14 protein-coding genes are annotated in these 16,138 nt (G+C 57.3%); 4 read left to right on the top strand and 10 right to left on the bottom strand.

The genetic code is table 11. The features are described 5' to 3' along the window. The first annotated feature begins 139 nt into the window (after positions 1–139). Positions 140–1,174 (top strand): AraC family transcriptional regulator, encoded by a 1,035-nt coding sequence (locus HF945_RS13785; protein WP_290523141.1) that lies wholly within the window; start codon positions 140–142, stop codon positions 1,172–1,174. A gap of 1 nt (position 1,175) precedes the next feature. Here the strand turns inward: HF945_RS13785 and HF945_RS17385 are convergent, their stop codons facing one another. The 3 genes from HF945_RS17385 to HF945_RS13765 all read right to left on the bottom strand — a co-directional run bounded on the left by HF945_RS17385 (position 1,176) and on the right by HF945_RS13765 (position 3,822). After that, entirely contained in the window at positions 1,176–2,600 is a 1,425-nt protein-coding gene (locus tag HF945_RS17385; protein ID WP_366492081.1) for a fatty acid desaturase, read from the bottom strand. 212 nt (positions 2,601–2,812) lie between these two features. Then, positions 2,813–3,262 (bottom strand): YchJ family metal-binding protein, encoded by a 450-nt coding sequence (locus HF945_RS13770; protein WP_290523140.1) that lies wholly within the window; start codon positions 3,260–3,262, stop codon positions 2,813–2,815. After that, positions 3,259–3,822 carry a gamma-glutamylcyclotransferase gene (locus tag HF945_RS13765; protein ID WP_290523139.1) on the bottom strand — a complete coding sequence of 188 codons (564 nt, stop codon included), beginning with the start codon at positions 3,820–3,822 and terminating at the stop codon, positions 3,259–3,261. The genes HF945_RS13770 and HF945_RS13765 overlap by 4 nt, the downstream gene beginning before the upstream one ends. Positions 3,823–3,921: 99 nt before the next feature. On the opposite strand from HF945_RS13765, the gene pdxH reads away from it, so the two are divergent. Then, on the top strand, positions 3,922–4,551 hold the full coding sequence (gene pdxH, locus HF945_RS13760; protein WP_290523138.1) for a pyridoxamine 5'-phosphate oxidase: 630 nt from the start codon (positions 3,922–3,924) through the stop codon (positions 4,549–4,551). A gap of 81 nt (positions 4,552–4,632) precedes the next feature. Continuing rightward, positions 4,633–5,244 (top strand): response regulator transcription factor, encoded by a 612-nt coding sequence (locus HF945_RS13755; RefSeq protein ID WP_290523137.1) that lies wholly within the window; start codon positions 4,633–4,635, stop codon positions 5,242–5,244. A gap of 32 nt (positions 5,245–5,276) precedes the next feature. Here the strand turns inward: HF945_RS13755 and HF945_RS13750 are convergent, their stop codons facing one another. Then, positions 5,277–6,938, bottom strand: coding sequence for an ATP-binding protein (locus HF945_RS13750; protein ID WP_290523136.1), 1,662 nt, complete (start codon positions 6,936–6,938; stop codon positions 5,277–5,279). 256 nt (positions 6,939–7,194) lie between these two features. Between HF945_RS13750 and HF945_RS13745 the strand changes: the two genes are divergently transcribed. Beyond that, positions 7,195–8,736 (top strand): hyalin, encoded by a 1,542-nt coding sequence (locus tag HF945_RS13745; RefSeq protein ID WP_290523135.1) that lies wholly within the window; start codon positions 7,195–7,197, stop codon positions 8,734–8,736. A 185-nt stretch (positions 8,737–8,921) separates the two neighbouring features. Here HF945_RS13745 and HF945_RS13740 read toward each other — a convergent pair whose 3' ends face one another. The 6 genes from HF945_RS13740 to urtB form a co-directional block, all read right to left on the bottom strand. Further along, a complete protein-coding gene (locus HF945_RS13740) occupies positions 8,922–9,842 on the bottom strand; it encodes a bile acid:sodium symporter family protein (RefSeq protein WP_290523134.1) in 921 nt (306 codons plus the stop codon). A gap of 165 nt (positions 9,843–10,007) precedes the next feature. Next, the gene (locus HF945_RS13735) at positions 10,008–10,883 is read right to left on the bottom strand and encodes an AEC family transporter (RefSeq protein ID WP_290523133.1); all 876 of its coding nucleotides are present in this window, start codon (positions 10,881–10,883) and stop codon (positions 10,008–10,010) included. Positions 10,884–11,447: 564 nt separating this feature from the next. Continuing rightward, the gene (gene urtE / locus HF945_RS13730; RefSeq protein WP_290523132.1) at positions 11,448–12,143 is read right to left on the bottom strand and encodes an urea ABC transporter ATP-binding subunit UrtE; all 696 of its coding nucleotides are present in this window, start codon (positions 12,141–12,143) and stop codon (positions 11,448–11,450) included. A gap of 173 nt (positions 12,144–12,316) precedes the next feature. Beyond that, entirely contained in the window at positions 12,317–13,162 is an 846-nt protein-coding gene (gene urtD, locus HF945_RS13725) for an urea ABC transporter ATP-binding protein UrtD (protein ID WP_290523131.1), read from the bottom strand. Continuing rightward, on the bottom strand, positions 13,159–14,316 hold the full coding sequence (gene urtC / locus HF945_RS13720; protein ID WP_290523130.1) for an urea ABC transporter permease subunit UrtC: 1,158 nt from the start codon (positions 14,314–14,316) through the stop codon (positions 13,159–13,161). The genes urtD and urtC overlap by 4 nt, the downstream gene beginning before the upstream one ends. Position 14,317: 1 nt before the next feature. After that, positions 14,318–15,991 carry an urea ABC transporter permease subunit UrtB gene (gene urtB, locus HF945_RS13715; protein ID WP_290523129.1) on the bottom strand — a complete coding sequence of 558 codons (1,674 nt, stop codon included), beginning with the start codon at positions 15,989–15,991 and terminating at the stop codon, positions 14,318–14,320. Positions 15,992–16,138 lie beyond the last annotated feature (147 nt).

Below are 16,138 nucleotides of genomic sequence, written 5' to 3'. Positions count from 1 at the left end.
TTGTTGTTGTTCATGGCTTTCATCTTGCGCTGCTGAAGCCATCAGCAGCACCGCCATAGATGGCAAAAAATCGTCATATAGTGACAGATTAAACAGAATGTTTTAGCGTGGGGCTTCCGTTGCTTGCTGGTACCGTCCAATGGACCCGATGGCTCCCGAACGATTGAAACCCGGCATACACCCAGCTTACAGCCGCCTGTTGTGTGCCTGGCTGCAGGGGCAGGGCTTTAGCCAGGCGGATATTTTCAGTGGTACCCGTCTGCAGTGGTCGGAGCTGGTCAATGAGCACCGCTATCTCAGCCTGGAACAGCTTTCACGGCTGATCCGGCGGGCCAGGGCACTGACCGGTGTTGAGGGGCAAGGGCTGGAACTGGGCCGTTCCACATCGGTGTCTGCCCATGGTGCCCTGGGATATGCAGTGGTCTCCTCAGCCAATCTGGGTGACATGCTGTCGGTGCTGGAGCGGTTTGTTTCCATTCGCATACGCTGGGTGTCGCTTTACCTGCGTCGCGAGCCGGGTGTGGCACACCTGGACATCAAGGAAACGGTGGATCTGGGCGACTGCCGGGAGTTCATCCATGGTGCCCTGCTGGGCACCTTTGTGCAGATGGTGCAGGCAGTAACGCCCAATCAGTGCCAGCGGTTGTCGGTGGCGCTGCCTTTTTCTTCTCCGGCTATTCAGGCCCGTTACAGTGCGTTGATGGATTGCCAGCTGTGTTTCGCTGCCCCGGCTTTTACCATCAGCCTTCCGGAGGTCCTGTTGGCGACCCCCTGTTTGACCGCAGATGTAGCCACTCACCGCAATGCCATCCGGGATTGCGAGCACCAGCGAGCCACCTTGCAACGGGGTGGGCCATTGAGCCAGCAGATCAGTATCGCGCTGTTGGATCAAGGCGGCCAATTCCCCTCTCTGGAGGTGATGGCGGAGCGCTTTGCCATGTCGTCACGGTCATTAATTCGCAAACTGAAAAGCGAGGACACCAGCTACCAGCAATTGCTGGATGAGGTACGCAAGGAGCAGGCGCTTTGGTTGTTGCAGGAAACCAGTTTGCCCATCGAGCGCATTGCCGAGCAGTTGGGCTACCAGGATACCTCCAACTTCAGTCGCACCTTTCGGCGCTGGTTCGGCCAAACGCCCCTGGCCATGCGCAAGGGGGCGTCCCCGGAGCCCTGATTCAGGGTTGGCGTAGCACGAAGTCTACCTTGTCGCGCACCGCGCAATCCGGACAGGACCAGGTATCGGGAATCTCAATCCAGTGTGTGCCAGGCGCAAAGCCTTCCCGCTCTTCGCCTTGGCGCTCGTCATAGATATAGCCGCAATTGGGGCATTGAAACTGATGCAGCCGGTCCTGTTCCTGCTCAGCCTGCTGAGCGGCGGCCAACGCTGCGGAATCCACATCGGGCTCTGAATCAGCGCTCTGGTAAGTCACCGGGGCTGTACGCCATTTTGCCAGCAGGGCAGTACGTTTCTCCGGCTGCAGGTTGGCTTTGCTCAGGTCCCCCTGATAGTGCTTGTAGACCAGCGGGTCCATTTTCTTGAACCAGACAAAAGGCAAGTAGGCAGGGATCAGCATGGAGGCATACCCGGAAGGCAGCTGCGGGCTGTCATCGAAATGGCGTAATGCCTGGAAGCGGCGGGTGGGGTTGGCATGGTGGTCAGAGTGGCGCTGCAGCTGATAAAGAAACAGGTTGGTGACGATGTGGTTGCTGTTCCAGGAGTGGCGTGGCTGGCAGCGTTCATAGCGGCCCCGTTCATCCTTCTGGCGCAGCAGACCGTAGTGTTCCATGTAATTGATGACTTCCAGCAGTGACGCTCCGTAGAACGCCTGCAGGAGCAGGAACGGTAATACGATCCAGCCGAACACCGCGGTCAGCGATACAAACAGCACCACGGTCATCAACCAGGCCTGCAGGTTCTCATTGTGCAATGACCACAGCGGTTGCTCACAGCGTTGTAGCCGTTTCGCTTCAATGTCCCAGGCGGATTTGAGGCTGCCGGTCATGGTGCGCGGCAGGAACTGCCAGAAGGATTCGCCCATGCGGGACGACGCCGGGTCTTCCGGTGTGGCTACATTCTTGTGATGGCCTTTGTTGTGCTCCACAAAGAAATGCCCGTAGGCCACGGGCGCGAGGGTGATCTTGGCCAGCCACCGTTCCAGGCTGCCTTTCTTGTGGCCCAGCTCATGGGCCGTGTTGATGGCGATGCCATTGACTGCGCCGACGCTGAGGATCAGGCCAAGTATTCCCCACCAGGGGGCATTGCCTTGGGCCACGATCCAGGCGCCCAGAATGGTGGCCAGATACTGGGTGGGGATGTAGGCGTATACGATCAGTCGGTAGTAGCGGTCATCCTCCAGCGCTTGCACGGCAGATTCAGGCGGGTTGTTGGTGTCGGTGCCGATGACCCAGTCGGCAAAGGGGATCAGCATATAGACCAGAATCGGGCCGCCCCACAGCAGCACAGGCCAGGACCAGACGAATTGATAGATCAGCAGCAATGTCAGGGCGAGTACGGGAATTCCGGGGCTGAGCAGCCACAGGTAGCGCTTGCCATCTTGCCAGGATGCGGTTGGTGTTTGTTGTGATTGTGCAAAAGCCATGGTCCACCTCAATCGTCGAGACGCAAAGGGCATACCTTTACCGTATGCCTGTCTCGCGGGTAGGCCAAGTTGCGGATTGTATCGGCTTGGAAAGTTTTGATGAGAGGCGGCTTTTTGCCTATGAAATGCGGTGCATTTCCCGCATCAAGCGACCACCGAAGGGGCTTGTGTATCCAGGATAACGCCATTCCTGGCCAGGCTTTCTGGCTGGTTCACCAAGCGCAACACTTCTTGAATTTTCTGCCGCTGCCGCACGGGCAGGGATCATTGCGGCCAGGTTTGAGCGTGGATACCGAGGTCTCGCCATCCACATAAAACCAGTGCCCGTCCTGGCGGATAAAATTGGAAATCTCCTCCAGCATGTTGAAGTCGCTGTGCGCCTGGCTCACCGCCTGAAAATGCACTCTGCCTGTATCGCCGTCCTGGCTGGCGTCAAGGATGGTCAGCCCGAGCCAACGCTCCTGGTCATCCAGCGACAGGGTGGCTGGCCGGGTGGAAGGGTGCCAGCTGCGCTGAATATAGTCAGCCTTGCCCAGCGCAAAGGCGCTGAAGCGTGAACGCATCAAGGCTTCCGGATGGGCCGCCGGCTGACCCCCATGGAGAGGTTGGCAGCAGCGTGGGTAATCCAGGCCCGACTGGCAGGGGCAGAGTGGCGTGGTCATCGGTTCATTTCCTGCAAGTGCCGCTCAAGGTTAAAGACATGCTCGTCGTGGGCATCTATGGCACGCAGGGCCTCGGCCAGTTGCACAAGATAATCACGATTGCTGCCGCTGGGACCATGGCTGCCGGCGATGTGCCTGGCGATGTCCGCTTCATCTGCTGGGCCAAGAAAGGCGGCGTTGTCTTCGCTAGCGATATAGACCAGTCCGTCGGTGGTGTGGCCATCGTTGAAGGTGAGTGTCTGGCGAAGGCGCAGATAGCCGTTCTTTTCCCGGTGGTCCAGGTGTTCAAACACATTCGGAGTGATGCGATAGGCCATGCCGTCGCAGCGGTGGCCGGGGGTTTCGATCAGCGTTACCACGCGGCCGGGCTGGTCCGGGGTGCCGCGGTGATCATGGGAGCCCTGCCAGAAGCGTCGTGCCCAGCCGCTGATGTAAGCGGGCTGGCGTTCCAGATAAGGAAAATCCGCTTTGTAGATCAGGGAGCCGTAGCCAAATAGCCATACAGGCTGGTGGGGATCCAGCGAATGGCGACGACGGTTTTCTTCGGACGTATCCAGCATGAAATCTTGATCCCGGTTCGTTTCCTTCACAGTGGCAGCGCTATACTGGCCCCACGTTCCACAGGATGCCATTCTCCTGGCCCCGTAAAGAGGAAAACCATGAAAGATGTGCGCGAAGAATACCACGCAGAAGGACTCACTGAAGATTCTCTGCACGCGGATCCCCTGGAGCAGGCCCGTCGCTGGGTCGATGAAGCTATCGAGGCAGGGCTGCCGCTACCCAACGCAATGACTCTGGCTACCGTCAGCAAAGACGGGCAGCCTTCCTCCCGGGTTGTGCTGCTGAAAGGCATTGAAGGGGGTGGCTTTACCTTCTTTACCCACTACGACAGCCGCAAGGGTGAGGAAATTGCCGCCAACCCAAAGGTGTCTTTCACCATGTTCTGGCAGCCGTTCGACCGGCAGATGATTGTCATCGGTGAAGCGCACAAGGTGGACCGGGAAGAGTCCGATACCTATTTCGCCTCGCGCCCCCATGCCAGCCAGGTCAGTGCTGCCATTTCCCCCCAGAGCCGCCCCGCCAGCCGGGAATGGCTGGAAGAGGAAGTGGCTCGTCTGCAGAAGGAATTCCCTTCCGCCCCGGTGCCCAGACCAGAACAGTGGGGAGGCTATCGCATTTACCCCACCGAACTGCAGTTCTGGCACGGTCGGCCGAACCGGCTGCATGACCGGTTTCGCTTTACACGACAGGCTGATGGCAGCTGGCAACGGGAGCGACTGGCTCCCTGATTCGACCATGGTCGGGTTCACATGGTCATGACAGCGGTTGTCTTATAGGATTGCCAACGGGACGGGAACAAGGCAGTAACCTTGAAGATTCTGATTGTTGATGACCATCAGCTTTTTGCCGATGCACTGACCATTACGCTTAAAAGCTTCTATCCTGAAGCGGCAATAACCACTTGTGAGTATCCGCACTGGTTGCTGGATAACCGTCAATTGCTGCCAGGGTTTGATCTGTTGATTCTGGATCAGGCCATGCCGGAGCTGGATGGCCTGACCCTGTGGAGTTTGGTGGGACGCTTGATGGTGGATGCCAGGGTGCTGGTCTGCTCCGGCTCGGCGGATGAGGCAACGGTACGCAAAGCCACCCAGTTGAAAGTGGACGGGTTTGTCGACAAGAGTGAACCGGTGGAGCGAATCCTGCACGCCATTCGTGAGGTGATGGCGGGGCGTTCCTACTTCTCTGAATCCTTCCGCCTTCTGGCGAGAGCCGAACCCGCCGTACCTCTGACATTAACGCGACAGCAATTGGCGATTCTGGCCATGCTGCAGGAAGGACATGGCAACAAGGAGATTGCCCGGCAATTGTTTGTCAGCATTAACACCGTCAAGACCCACCTGCGGCTGCTCTATGAAAAACTTGAGGTGGCCAACCGGACTGCCTGTATCGAGAAGGCCCGCAAACTAAACCTGATCTAGGGGCTACTGAATAACGATAAGCCTGAAAGGCTTTATTCAGAGGCTCCCTGGGCAACCCCGGGCCTGACAAGCATTTCAGAGAATTTGCGGGTCAGTGCGTCTACCCCCACCGGTTTGAACAACACATCAACATTATCCGGCAGCTGTGACAAAAAATCGGGAGCAGTGTTGCCGGTAATCACCAGCGCCGGAATCGTCTGGCCGAAATGCCTGGTGACGGCGTCGATTACTGTGGTGGCATTGGTGCCGGGGCCAATCTGCTGATCCGTAATGAGCAGCGATGGTGCTTCAACCGCTGTCTCCATGGCCATCAGCGCGGAGGCCAGACTCTGGTGTGCGGAGACCGTCGCACCAAGACTTTCCAGCAAGCTGGACAGCGCTTCGGTGACAGCTTTGTCATCATCAACCAGCAGTATGGTGACGTCATCATAAGGTTGGCGTGTTGTCGCCGCCGGGCTATCAGTGGTCGTGCTCCCCATGGCTGCCGCTGGAAGGGTCAGGGTAAAGCGGGTGCCCTGGCCGGGCTTCGAAGCCATGGCCACAGGAATGTCGCATAGAGCGCTCAGCCGACTGACAATGGCTAGCCCCAGTCCGAGACCGTTCTGGATAGAGCGATGATCATTATCGATCTGCATGAACTCTTCAAATACATCCCCCTGGTAGGCCTCTTCGATACCGATGCCGGTATCGGCAATTTCCAGTAGCAATGATTCGCCTTGCAGGCAGGCGTTGATACTGATTTCTCCCTGTTGGGTGTACTTGAGCGCGTTGCTGATCAGGTTGCGCACGATGCGGGAAAGCAGCACGTTATCCGTAAGAATATAGTGTGCTTCCAGCCCTGACACAGACAGCGACAGGCCCTTCTTGTTGATGCCGGGCCGGAACTCATCAATCACTGGGTTCAAGGTGTCGGGCAGAGAAATAATCCGCTTTTCTGGCTTCAGCCGTTGTGATTGTAAACGCGATAACAGCAGCAGGTGGTTGAGGAGGTCGCTGCAAGAAGCAATGGCCGCATCCAGCTTCTCGACAATCACGGGTTGGGGGCTGTCACTGTTCTTGAGCATGGCCGCGTACAGAGTCGCTGCCTGTAATGGCTGGCGAAGGTCATGACTGGCGGCCGCCAGAAAGCGGGTCTTGCTGGCGCTGGCCTTGCTGGCCCGTTGACTGGCTTGCTCAGCCTGGATGCGCAGCGAAATCATGCTGATCTGTGTCTTGTGGATGAACAGGCTGAAGATGGTCAGTGAGAGCAGATTGATTAGGGGAATGGCCTTGATGATCCCCGGTGCCTCAGGGACATGCAGCAGGATAAAGGCAAAGTAGGTGAGAAACACCGGGGTAATGAAACTGATAAAAATATCCGGATAGACCCCCATTGAGACAGAGGGAATGGAAGATGCCACCGTCAGGATGACCAGGCAGGTGAGAATGGTGATGGCATCGGTCTGGGGTAGAAACAGGAAGGGGAAGGAGGCCCAAAGTCCTGCCCAGATTAGTGCCAGATAGATATTGATACGGTGCCACTTTCTGGTGTGAAGCGATTCAGTCTCACTGTGCCGGTTGTAATAGCGAACAATAAAAAAAGACTGAACACCAATACATGCCAGCATGCCAAACCAGACCGAAAACGCCGTCTCGCCATAGGTGTCAGGGAAGAAGAAAGGCAGCCCGGCGGCAATCATCATTGACAGTATCATGCGTGGGCCTACCTCCTTCATAAACAGGTTATGGCGCTCCTGGAGGATACGTTCGCGGTTGAGACCTGTGGCGCGAGGAAGAGTGTCAGGCATGATCGGTGGTTCGCTGGCAATCGTGAAGCTTGAGTCTAGCCCGTTTATTACAGATTGTAAGTGCTGAGCCTGAGAATTCACCCAACGGGGTGAAGGAGGTGTCAGGTCCCCTGATGCTCTAATAAGCGCTTGTCTGGGATGAGTATGAATCGGGGTAACTCTGATGATGAAGCAAGTGAGCAAGCTGGCCGGTGCCATCGGCATCGCAACCATGATGACCGCCTGTGGTGGTGGATCCTCCAGTTCCGGTGGCGGTGGAACCTCTGTGGCGCCGGGCGGCAATGGGTTCGTGGTTTTTCCCGCTGCTGAAAGCGCTGGAGCCATCGCTCTCCGCGCTGCCACGCCTCGCGCGGCACTGCCTGTTGAGTACCTGTACAGAACCAATGGTACCCCTGCCGGGACTACCAAAATCGTTGATGACAGTAACAACGGTTTTGAAGTTGGCCGTTTTGGCAGCGGATACATGGCGGAACTGGACGGCAAAATTTACTTCGCGGGCAAGGACAGCAGTGGTGATGTTGAACTGTGGGCCACGGACGGCTCCGGTGCGGGCACTGAGCGTGTTGCGGATATCTATGCCAATGGCAGTGGTCAGCCACACAATATGGTGCCGGCGACAGGTAAACTATTCATGAATGCAGTGGTGGATGATGCCACAGGTGTAGGTCGCGAGCTGGTGGTCTTCGACCCCGCTTCCAATGCGCTGCAGGCCCTGACGTCGACTATTGATGGAAACCCGGGCAGCAATAATGCGCCTGAGTCGCTGACCCCGGTGGATGGCGGTCTGTTCTTCTTTGATCAGGATGCCGGGGATGTCTACTTCACCGATGGAACAGCGGCCGGTACCGTGAAGATCGCAACCAATAACGGCACCATCACCGACCCTGCCAGCCCTCTGGCAAAATATCCTCAGCTGATCAGTGACGATGATTGGCTGGGTTATAACGGCAAGCTGTTGTTTACCGGGCGCTTCAACGCAGCCGATGCTGAAACTCGCCTTTACGAACTGGATAAGAATGGCAATATCGAGGAAATTTCCCTCGTTGATGGCGGCAATACCGTACGGCTGAATATCACCGAGAATGTGGTCGCCAGCAACGGCAAGGTGTATTTTGTGGCGAACTCGAGTGTCGGTCTGCATATTTTCGAGTATGACGGAACTACCGTGACTAACCTGACTACCAGCGAGGCCAGCCGTCCTTATCAGGAGCGACTGGTAGGCACGTCACTGGGTGTGTTCATGTACGTGGAGATGACGGGTCTGCCACCGTATCTTCTGCGTGTAGATAACACTAACGGTCCTGCAGGTGTTACGGGCGCGCTGCGCGGTAGCGGAGATTATTCTTTCGCTGATGTGGAATACATGGTGGAGGCAAACGGAACGGTATTCTTCAGCGCTTACACCGAAGATGCCGGTGGCAGTGACTTCGGTATTGAACTGTGGAAAACCGATGGCACCCAGCAGGGAACGGAACTGGTCAAGGATATTAATGACACCATGGCAGGCGCAAACTCGCTGCCTCAGCCGCTGACATTCATGTATCAGGTGCCGCCGACCGTGAATCAAGGCCTGGGCAGCAAATACCTGTTCATGGCGAATAACGGCAGTGAAGGTTTTGAGCCCTGGGTGTCCGATGGCTCTGAGGCAGGCACTGTGCTGCTCAAGGATATCAGTGCGGGCAGTGGGAGTAGTGTTATCGACTAATTCAGTTAACAGTTAACAGTTAACAGTTAACAGCGGCGCGATAGCGCGTCGTTGTGACTTCCAGGAAGGAGGCCGCGACCATGTTTTGGTGCGGCCTTTTTTCGTTTTAAAGACAAGGAAAAAGCAAAACAAATACTTGACAGGTCATGCCGGTCGCGCAGCGTTCACTGTTCACTGTTCACTGTTCACTGTTCACTGTTCACTGTTTTCTTCTGCCAGACTGTCGCCAGTAATGACCCCGAAAGGTTATGCCAGACACTGAACAGCGCGCCCGGTAAAGCGGCCAGGGGGGTAAAATGCTTGATGGCCAGCGCCACGCCCAGGCCAGAGTTCTGCATGCCTACTTCAATGGCCAGGGTGCGGGCGGTGATGGTGTCCAGCCGCAGTAGCCGGGCAATGCCATAACCGCTGACTAGCCCCATGGCGTTATGCAGCACCACGGCGGCTACCACCAGCAAGCCGGCATCACCGATGCGGTCGGCATTGAGAGCCACGATGATGCCAATCACCAGCACGATGGCGGCCACGGAAATCAGTGGGAAAAGATCCCGAATCGGGGAGAGCTGCTTGTGCAGGAAGGTGTTCAGGGTGCAGCCAATCACCACCGGGATAACCACTATCTGTGTCAGCGACATGAGCATGCCGGTGACAGGCACGGGAATCTTTTCGCCCAGATATAGCCAGGTGAGCAAGGGCGTGGCGATCACGGCCACCAGTGTGGACGCAAAAGTGATGGCCACGGACAGCGCCACATTGGCCCGGGCCAGATAGGCGATCACATTGGAGGCCGTACCGCCAGGGCAACTTCCCACCAGCACCAGGCCGGCGGTTAATTCCGCCGGCAGTTGCAGCAGGTAGCCAAGTAAAAAGGCAATCAGCGGCATCAGGGCATATTGCATCAAGACACCAAGCCCGATGATGCCGGGTCGCTTTAGCGCCTGTGCAAAGTCCTGCCAGCTCAGCGACAACCCCATGCCGAACATGATCAGCATTAATAGTGGCACAATGGCTGGTTGTCCGCCCACCAGCCACTGCGGCTGCCACCAGCCGAGCAGGGAGATCAGTATGGCCCATAGTGGGAAAAGTTGGGTCAGTCGCTGGATCATGAAGGTCCTAATCCTTGAAAGAAAGCTAAAAGCCGCAAGCTGCAACGCGGGTGCGTCTAAAGGTAACGACAAGGCTGTGCCCGCGCAAAAAATCCTGTACGCGGGCACGGCCCAAAAACAGGAGAGCGTGGCTCGCGCCTTGTAGCTTGTCGCATGCAGCTATTCCTACAACGCCAACGTCAGCAATAATGGCAGAATCAGAAACGCAAGCAATGTGGAGATGACCACCATCGCCGCCACTTCCTGTTCACCCCGCTGATAGGCCCTGGCGAGGAGATAATTGAAGACGGCCACCGGCATGGTGGATTCGATCAGGGCCACGCCGCGTAGAGGGCCTTGCAGATCCAGTATCTCCGCCACACTCAGGCCCACCAAAAAACCGATCACCAGGCGCAGGGCGGCAAAGGCGGCGCCTTTGCCGAGGTGGTGCACCTTCAGTTGCGACAGGGACACGCCCAGGGTGATCAGCATCAGCGGAATGGTGACGTCACCGATCAGGCTGACGGTGTTGAAAAGCCATTGTGGCAGTCTCAGGTCCAGTCCCACCATGGCCACGGCAAGGAATACCGACAACAGGATGGGATGACGGAACAGTGACAGCGAGAAGCCCTGTCCGCTGACGATAGCCATGCCCAGTGAAAAGTGCCCCACCGAATAAATCATCATCCACGCCAGGGAGAGGGCCAGTCCGGTATCGCCGAAGGCGAGCATGCACAGGGGAATCCCCATGTTGCCGGTGTTGGGGAAGGTGAGAGAGGGCAGGAATACCCGGAAGGGTTGGCCGCCGATGCGAATGGCCAATACCGCCAGTGCCAGTGTCAGCAACATCACGGTAAGGGCGACTCCGGTGACTTCTGTCAGCGCAGCCATATCCAGATCAGTCTTGCCCAGCGTGGCAACGATCAGGCACGGGGTGGTGACGCTGGTCACCAGGGAGGTAACCATCTGGGTGTCAAAGGGCTTACCGGCTCGCGCCCAGAAGTAGCCCAGTCCGGCACAGAACAGAACCGGTGCGATGATATTCCAGAGTGTCAGCAGCATGTGCGCCTGCCACAGTGTCAGTGAAAGACGCAGTGTGCGAGTTGTCGGCGAGACTGTCTAGCGAGCCGCGCTATGTCGGTTCAGGAAGCCATGTGGCTCGGCCACGAAATTCGCAGGCTTCGGTGTGCGTAACACAGACTGCAGTCGAGACTCGTTTCTCGAAGCCGTTCCTTTGCTGACCTGAACGCCATGTCGGTGATGGGCTCACGCCCATTACCGACCTACGCGGCTTCGTAGCGGAGGGGGCGCTTTTGAACTTGGCTATTAACTATTCATTATTAAGGAGCCTCTGAATAACTCCTTGCATGCTCAGTCTTTCAGGCTGGTTCGCAATCTAGGCGCGCTTTTGAAGGCATGCTGGTTGCCTGTCAAAAAAGCGCAACAACGAGTGCGGGCCAGCCTGGAAGACCCGGAGGGCGCGTCCTGGAGCGCACATCTGCTGCGCCTTGCCTCTCGGAAAGGGAACCACCCTGACCATCGCGGCAAGACACAACAGCTGCACGCTCCAGGCCACGCTGAGCATGCAAGGAGTTATTCAGAGGCTCCTTAACTGTTAACTGCCTTCTACACAGTCAAAAACTCCTTGATTAATGCATCATCCAGTTCCCCCATGGCTCCCTCTGCCACCTTGCTGCCACGATCGAGAATGGCAAAGCGGTCCGCGCAGGCACGGGCAAAATGCAGCTTCTGTTCTACCAGCAGCACTGTGAGCCCTTCTTCCTTGTTGAGTGTCTTGATCACCCGGCCGATCATATCGACGATGTTGGGCTGAATCCCTTCGGTGGGTTCATCCAGAATCAGCAGTTTGGGATCCAGTGCCAGGGCGCGCCCAATGGCCAGTTGTTGTTGCTGGCCACCGGACAGGTCGCCGCCGCGGCGGTTACGCATTTCATGCAGCACCGGGAACAGTTCGTAGATCCGGTCAGGAATTTTCTTGCTGCGATCCGGGCGGGCCTGAAGGCCGGTTTCCAGATTCTCCTCCACGGTGAGCAGCGGAAAGATTTCTCGCCCCTGGGGGACATATCCAATGCCCGCACGGGCCCGTTCTTCGGCTGCCTGTTTGGCAAAGTCGTTGCCTGCGAATTCAATGCTGCCACTTTTGACCGGAAGCAGTCCCATGATGGTTTTCAATAGCGTGGTTTTACCCACCCCGTTTCGGCCCATCACGCACAGACACTCGCCCTGGGTAAGACCCAGGTCCACGTCCCACAGCGTATGGGATTCGCCGTAGTATTGGTTGACGTTGTTCAGTTTCAACATCATTAGCTCCAAATTCAGTTGAAAGTTAAAAGTTTAAAGTTGAAACGCGATCTGGCTGGCAGGTATTCGATACGCCCTGCCCGCGATCCCTTGTCGTTCAGCGCGGGCAGAGTGTTTAAAGGTGGCAACCCTTCCCGTCCGCGCTTTTGAACTTTCAACTTTGCACTTTCAACTCATTCACCCAGATACACTTCAATCACCTTGGGATCATTCTGTACCTGATCCATGGTGCCCTCAGCCAGTACGCTGCCCTGGTGCAATACCGTCACGGTGTTGGCGATAGAGCGGATGAACTCCATGTCGTGTTCCACTACGACCACGGAATGTTTTCCCGCCAGGCTTTGCAACAGTTCACCGGTGCGTTCCACCTCCTGGCGGGTCATGCCGGCGATGGGTTCATCTACTAGCAGCAGTTGTGGTTTCTGCATCAGCACCATGCCGATTTCCAGCCACTGCTTCTGGCCGTGGGAAAGCAGGCCGGCGACCTTGTCGCGGTCTTCCAGCAGGCCCACTTGGGCCAACGTTTCCTCAATCCAGCTTTTCTGTTCGCCGCTCATGCGGGTGAACAGGGAGTGCCAGGTGCCTTTGACATCGTGCATGGCCAGTTCCAGGTTCTCAAAGGCGGTGTGTTCCGGGAACACGGTGGGCTTCTGGAATTTACGGCCAATGCCAGCGGTGGCGATGTCGGTTTCGCTGAGTCGGGTCAGGTCCATTGTCTGGCCAAAGAAACAACTGCCGCTGTCAGGGCGTGTCTTGCCGGTGATAACGTCCATCATGGTGGACTTGCCTGCCCCATTGGGCCCAATGATGCAGCGCAGTTCACCGGTCTTGATATACATCGTCAGGTCGTTGAGTGCCTTGAAGCCATCAAAGCTGACGGTGATATCTTCCAGATAAAGGATGTTCTTGCCATCGCCGGCATCCAGTTGCCCGGGGGCGACTGCACGGGTGCCCTGACGCATGAAGTCGAACACCTGATCACGGCGGAAGGTCTCTCGCAGGTTATCCAGCGCGCTCATGATTGCTCTCCTTGCGTCAGGGGGGCGTCGTCCGTTTTGCCTTTGCCAAACAGACGTTGTTTGACGGTGGGCCAGTATTTTCCCACCAGTCCGACAATCCCCTGGGGCATAAAGACGGTGACGGCCACAAACAGCCCACCAAGGGCGAACAGCCAGGCTTCCGGCATGATGCCGGTGAACACGGTCTTGCCGTAGTTAACCAGGATGGCGCCAATGACTGCGCCATACAGCGTGGCGCGACCACCTACCGCAACCCATACCACCAGTTCGATGGAGTTGAGCGGAGAGAACTCGCCCGGATTGATGATGCCCACCTGCGGGACATACAGCGCACCGGCAAGGCCGGCCAGAATGGCACTGGCAGTGAAAATCCACAGTTTGTAATGCTCGGTACGATAGCCAATAAAGCGGGCCCGGGATTCCGCGTCACGTACCGCCAACACCACACGCCCAAGTTTGCTGCCGGTTATCCAGCGACACAGCACAAAGGCGAACGCCAGCGAAATGGCGGTGGCCATCAGCAGCGCCACACGGGTGCCGTCGGACTGCAGGGAGAAGCCCAGCAGGTCCTTGAAGTCGGTGAGGCCGTTGTTGCCGCCAAAGCCCAGTTCATTCCGGAAGAAGGCCAGCATCAGGGCGTAGGTGAGCGCCTGGGTGATGATGGACAGGTACACGCCGGTTACCCGGGAACGGAACGCCAACCAGCCGAACACAAAAGCGAGCAGGCCGGGCACCAGTAATATCATCAGAGCAGCAAACCAGAACTGGTCGAAGCCTTGCCAGTACCACGGCAATTCGCTCCAGTTGAGGAATACCATGAAGTCCGGCAGTTCGGGATTGCCGTACACGCCGCGATCACCGATCTGGCGCATCAGGTACATGCCCATGGCGTAGCCGCCGAGAGCAAAGAAGGCGCCGTGACCCAGGCTGAGGATGCCGCAGTAACCCCACACCAGATCCAGCGCCAGGGCGAGCAGGGCATAGCACAGATACTTGCCCAGCAGGGTGACGGTGTAGGCACTCACATGCAGTGCCGAATCCGGCGGAAATATCTGGTTGAGCAGGGTGACCAGCAGGGTGGCGCCAAACAGCACGCCCATGAAAGTCTTGGCTGTGCGGTCGCTCAGCGCGCTCTTGAATGTTGAATCTCGCATATTATTCCTCCGCTGCCCGGCCACGTTGCGGGAACAGTCCGCGGGGTTTTCGCTGAATGAACAGAATGATGAAGATCAGCACCAGAATTTTTGCCAGTACGGCACCGGCCATGGGCTCAAGCAACTTGTTGGCAATGCCAAGACCAAAGGCTGCAGTGAGCGTGCCCCACAGGTTTCCGACGCCCCCGAACACCACCACCATGAACGAATCGATGATGTAGCTTTGGCCCAGGTTCGGTCCCACATTGGTGAGCTGCGCCAGAGCGACCCCCGCGATGCCTGCAATACCGGAGCCGAGCCCGAAGGTCAGGGCATTAACCCGTTCGCTGCGGATGCCCAGGGCGCGTGCCGTGGTACGGTTCTGGCTGACTGCGCGTACCTGCAGGCCCAGTCGGGTCTTCTTCAGCAGGGTCAGCAGACCGAGGAACACGGCCAGGGCAAAGAAGATGATGTACAGACGGTTGTAGGTCAGTGAGAAAACCGGGTTGATCTGCAGCGCACCGCTCATCCAGTCCGGGGTAATCACGGTGCGGTTGAGGGGAGAGAAAATCACCCGTACCGCCTGTTGCAGGATCAGGCTGACCCCAAAGGTGGCCAGCAGGGTTTCCAGCGGTCGGCCGTAGAGGAAACGAATCACGAAACGTTCAATCAGGATGCCGACCACGGCAGAGACCAGAAAGGCGGCCGGCAGGGCAATCAGCAAGGACCATTCATGGCTGTTGGGCAACAGCTGCTGTACCACATAGGTGGTGTAGGCACCGAGCATGATCAGTTCGCCGTGGGCCATGTTGATCACGCCCATAACCCCGAAAGTAATGGCCAGGCCGATGGCCGCAAGCAGCAATACCGAGCCCAGGCTCAGACCGAAGAAAATGGTGTCGGCGGTCTGGAAATTCTCGATACGGGCATCAATACGTGCAAGTGCTTTCTCAAGGGCGCGCTTTTCTGCAGCAATATCGGTCATGCGCAACCGGTTGTTGAGACTGTTTTTCACCTCCGGGTGCAGATTACTGGACAGGGTGTCGATGGCGTTTAGGCGGGTGGTCAGCTCGTCGCTGGCCAGAGCCGCAATATTCAATGCGGTATCGATTTGCTCAATCACCCGCTTGTTGTCTTCGCTCTCGCGTCGCAGTCGAAGGGCGGCGAGCATGTCAGGATCATCGTTGCCGATCAGTTGTTCGGCCGCCTGGGCCCGTTGCTCGCTGTCGTCACTGTTGAGTGCAAAAAGGGCCAGCTGGTTATTGATCACGGTACGCAAGCGGTTGTTGATGACCACCGGACGTGCCGCGCGGCTGCTTGCGGTGCCGATATCGGCCTCGCTGACCGGATCGCGCAGCTGCCATTCCCCGTCAGATTTGGTGCCGAGGGCAATGGTGTCGTTTTCGCGGTTGTGGACCAGTTCCCGTTCCATCAACGCGTTGAGCAAGGGAACAACCCGGGGGCTGTCCTGCTCGGCCAGTTGACGAATCGCGGCTTCTTTCTTGTCGAAGCTGCGCTCGGTCAGCTGGTTGAGAATATCCTGAATGGAAAGTGGCGCGGCGATCTCTTCCGCCGGCGTTTCCTCTATGGTCTGGGGTGGCGCTGTCTCTTCCGGCAGCAGCGCTTCTGCCCAGCTCAGACTGGTGAGCATGATCATCAGACATGCGGCCAGCATACGGCTGAATATGTCACCCATGGCGGGCTCCTTGCAGGGCGTTAAAGGTGAAAGCCGGTCGCTGGATGCCAGACGCCGAAGTTAGCTTTCCTTCGGTCAGTGGCGGATTGCGCCGGCGTTCAATGTGTACACGATGTTTTTATATGACAGGCACTCCGGGCATTGCCC

Origin of the sequence: Alcanivorax sp. (assembly GCF_017794965.1) — a bacterium.
Lineage (GTDB): Bacteria > Pseudomonadota > Gammaproteobacteria > Pseudomonadales > Alcanivoracaceae > Alcanivorax.
This window is presented reverse-complemented; position numbering and strand designations above follow the sequence as displayed.

Coding starts and splice junctions, on each gene's coding strand:
- HF945_RS13765 (WP_290523139.1), bottom strand. CDS start 3,822: ATGCTGGATACGTCCGAAGAAAACCGTCGTCGCCATTCGCTGGATCCC.
- HF945_RS13750 (WP_290523136.1), bottom strand. CDS start 6,938: ATGATACTGTCAATGATGATTGCCGCCGGGCTGCCTTTCTTCTTCCCT.
- HF945_RS13740 (WP_290523134.1), bottom strand. CDS start 9,842: ATGATCCAGCGACTGACCCAACTTTTCCCACTATGGGCCATACTGATC.
- urtB (WP_290523129.1), bottom strand. CDS start 15,991: ATGGGTGACATATTCAGCCGTATGCTGGCCGCATGTCTGATGATCATG.
- pdxH (WP_290523138.1), top strand. CDS start 3,922: ATGAAAGATGTGCGCGAAGAATACCACGCAGAAGGACTCACTGAAGAT.
- HF945_RS13745 (WP_290523135.1), top strand. CDS start 7,195: ATGATGAAGCAAGTGAGCAAGCTGGCCGGTGCCATCGGCATCGCAACC.
- urtC (WP_290523130.1), bottom strand. CDS start 14,316: ATGCGAGATTCAACATTCAAGAGCGCGCTGAGCGACCGCACAGCCAAG.
- HF945_RS13785 (WP_290523141.1), top strand. CDS start 140: ATGGACCCGATGGCTCCCGAACGATTGAAACCCGGCATACACCCAGCT.
- HF945_RS17385 (WP_366492081.1), bottom strand. CDS start 2,600: ATGGCTTTTGCACAATCACAACAAACACCAACCGCATCCTGGCAAGAT.
- HF945_RS13770 (WP_290523140.1), bottom strand. CDS start 3,262: ATGACCACGCCACTCTGCCCCTGCCAGTCGGGCCTGGATTACCCACGC.
- urtD (WP_290523131.1), bottom strand. CDS start 13,162: ATGAGCGCGCTGGATAACCTGCGAGAGACCTTCCGCCGTGATCAGGTG.
- HF945_RS13735 (WP_290523133.1), bottom strand. CDS start 10,883: ATGCTGCTGACACTCTGGAATATCATCGCACCGGTTCTGTTCTGTGCC.
- urtE (WP_290523132.1), bottom strand. CDS start 12,143: ATGTTGAAACTGAACAACGTCAACCAATACTACGGCGAATCCCATACG.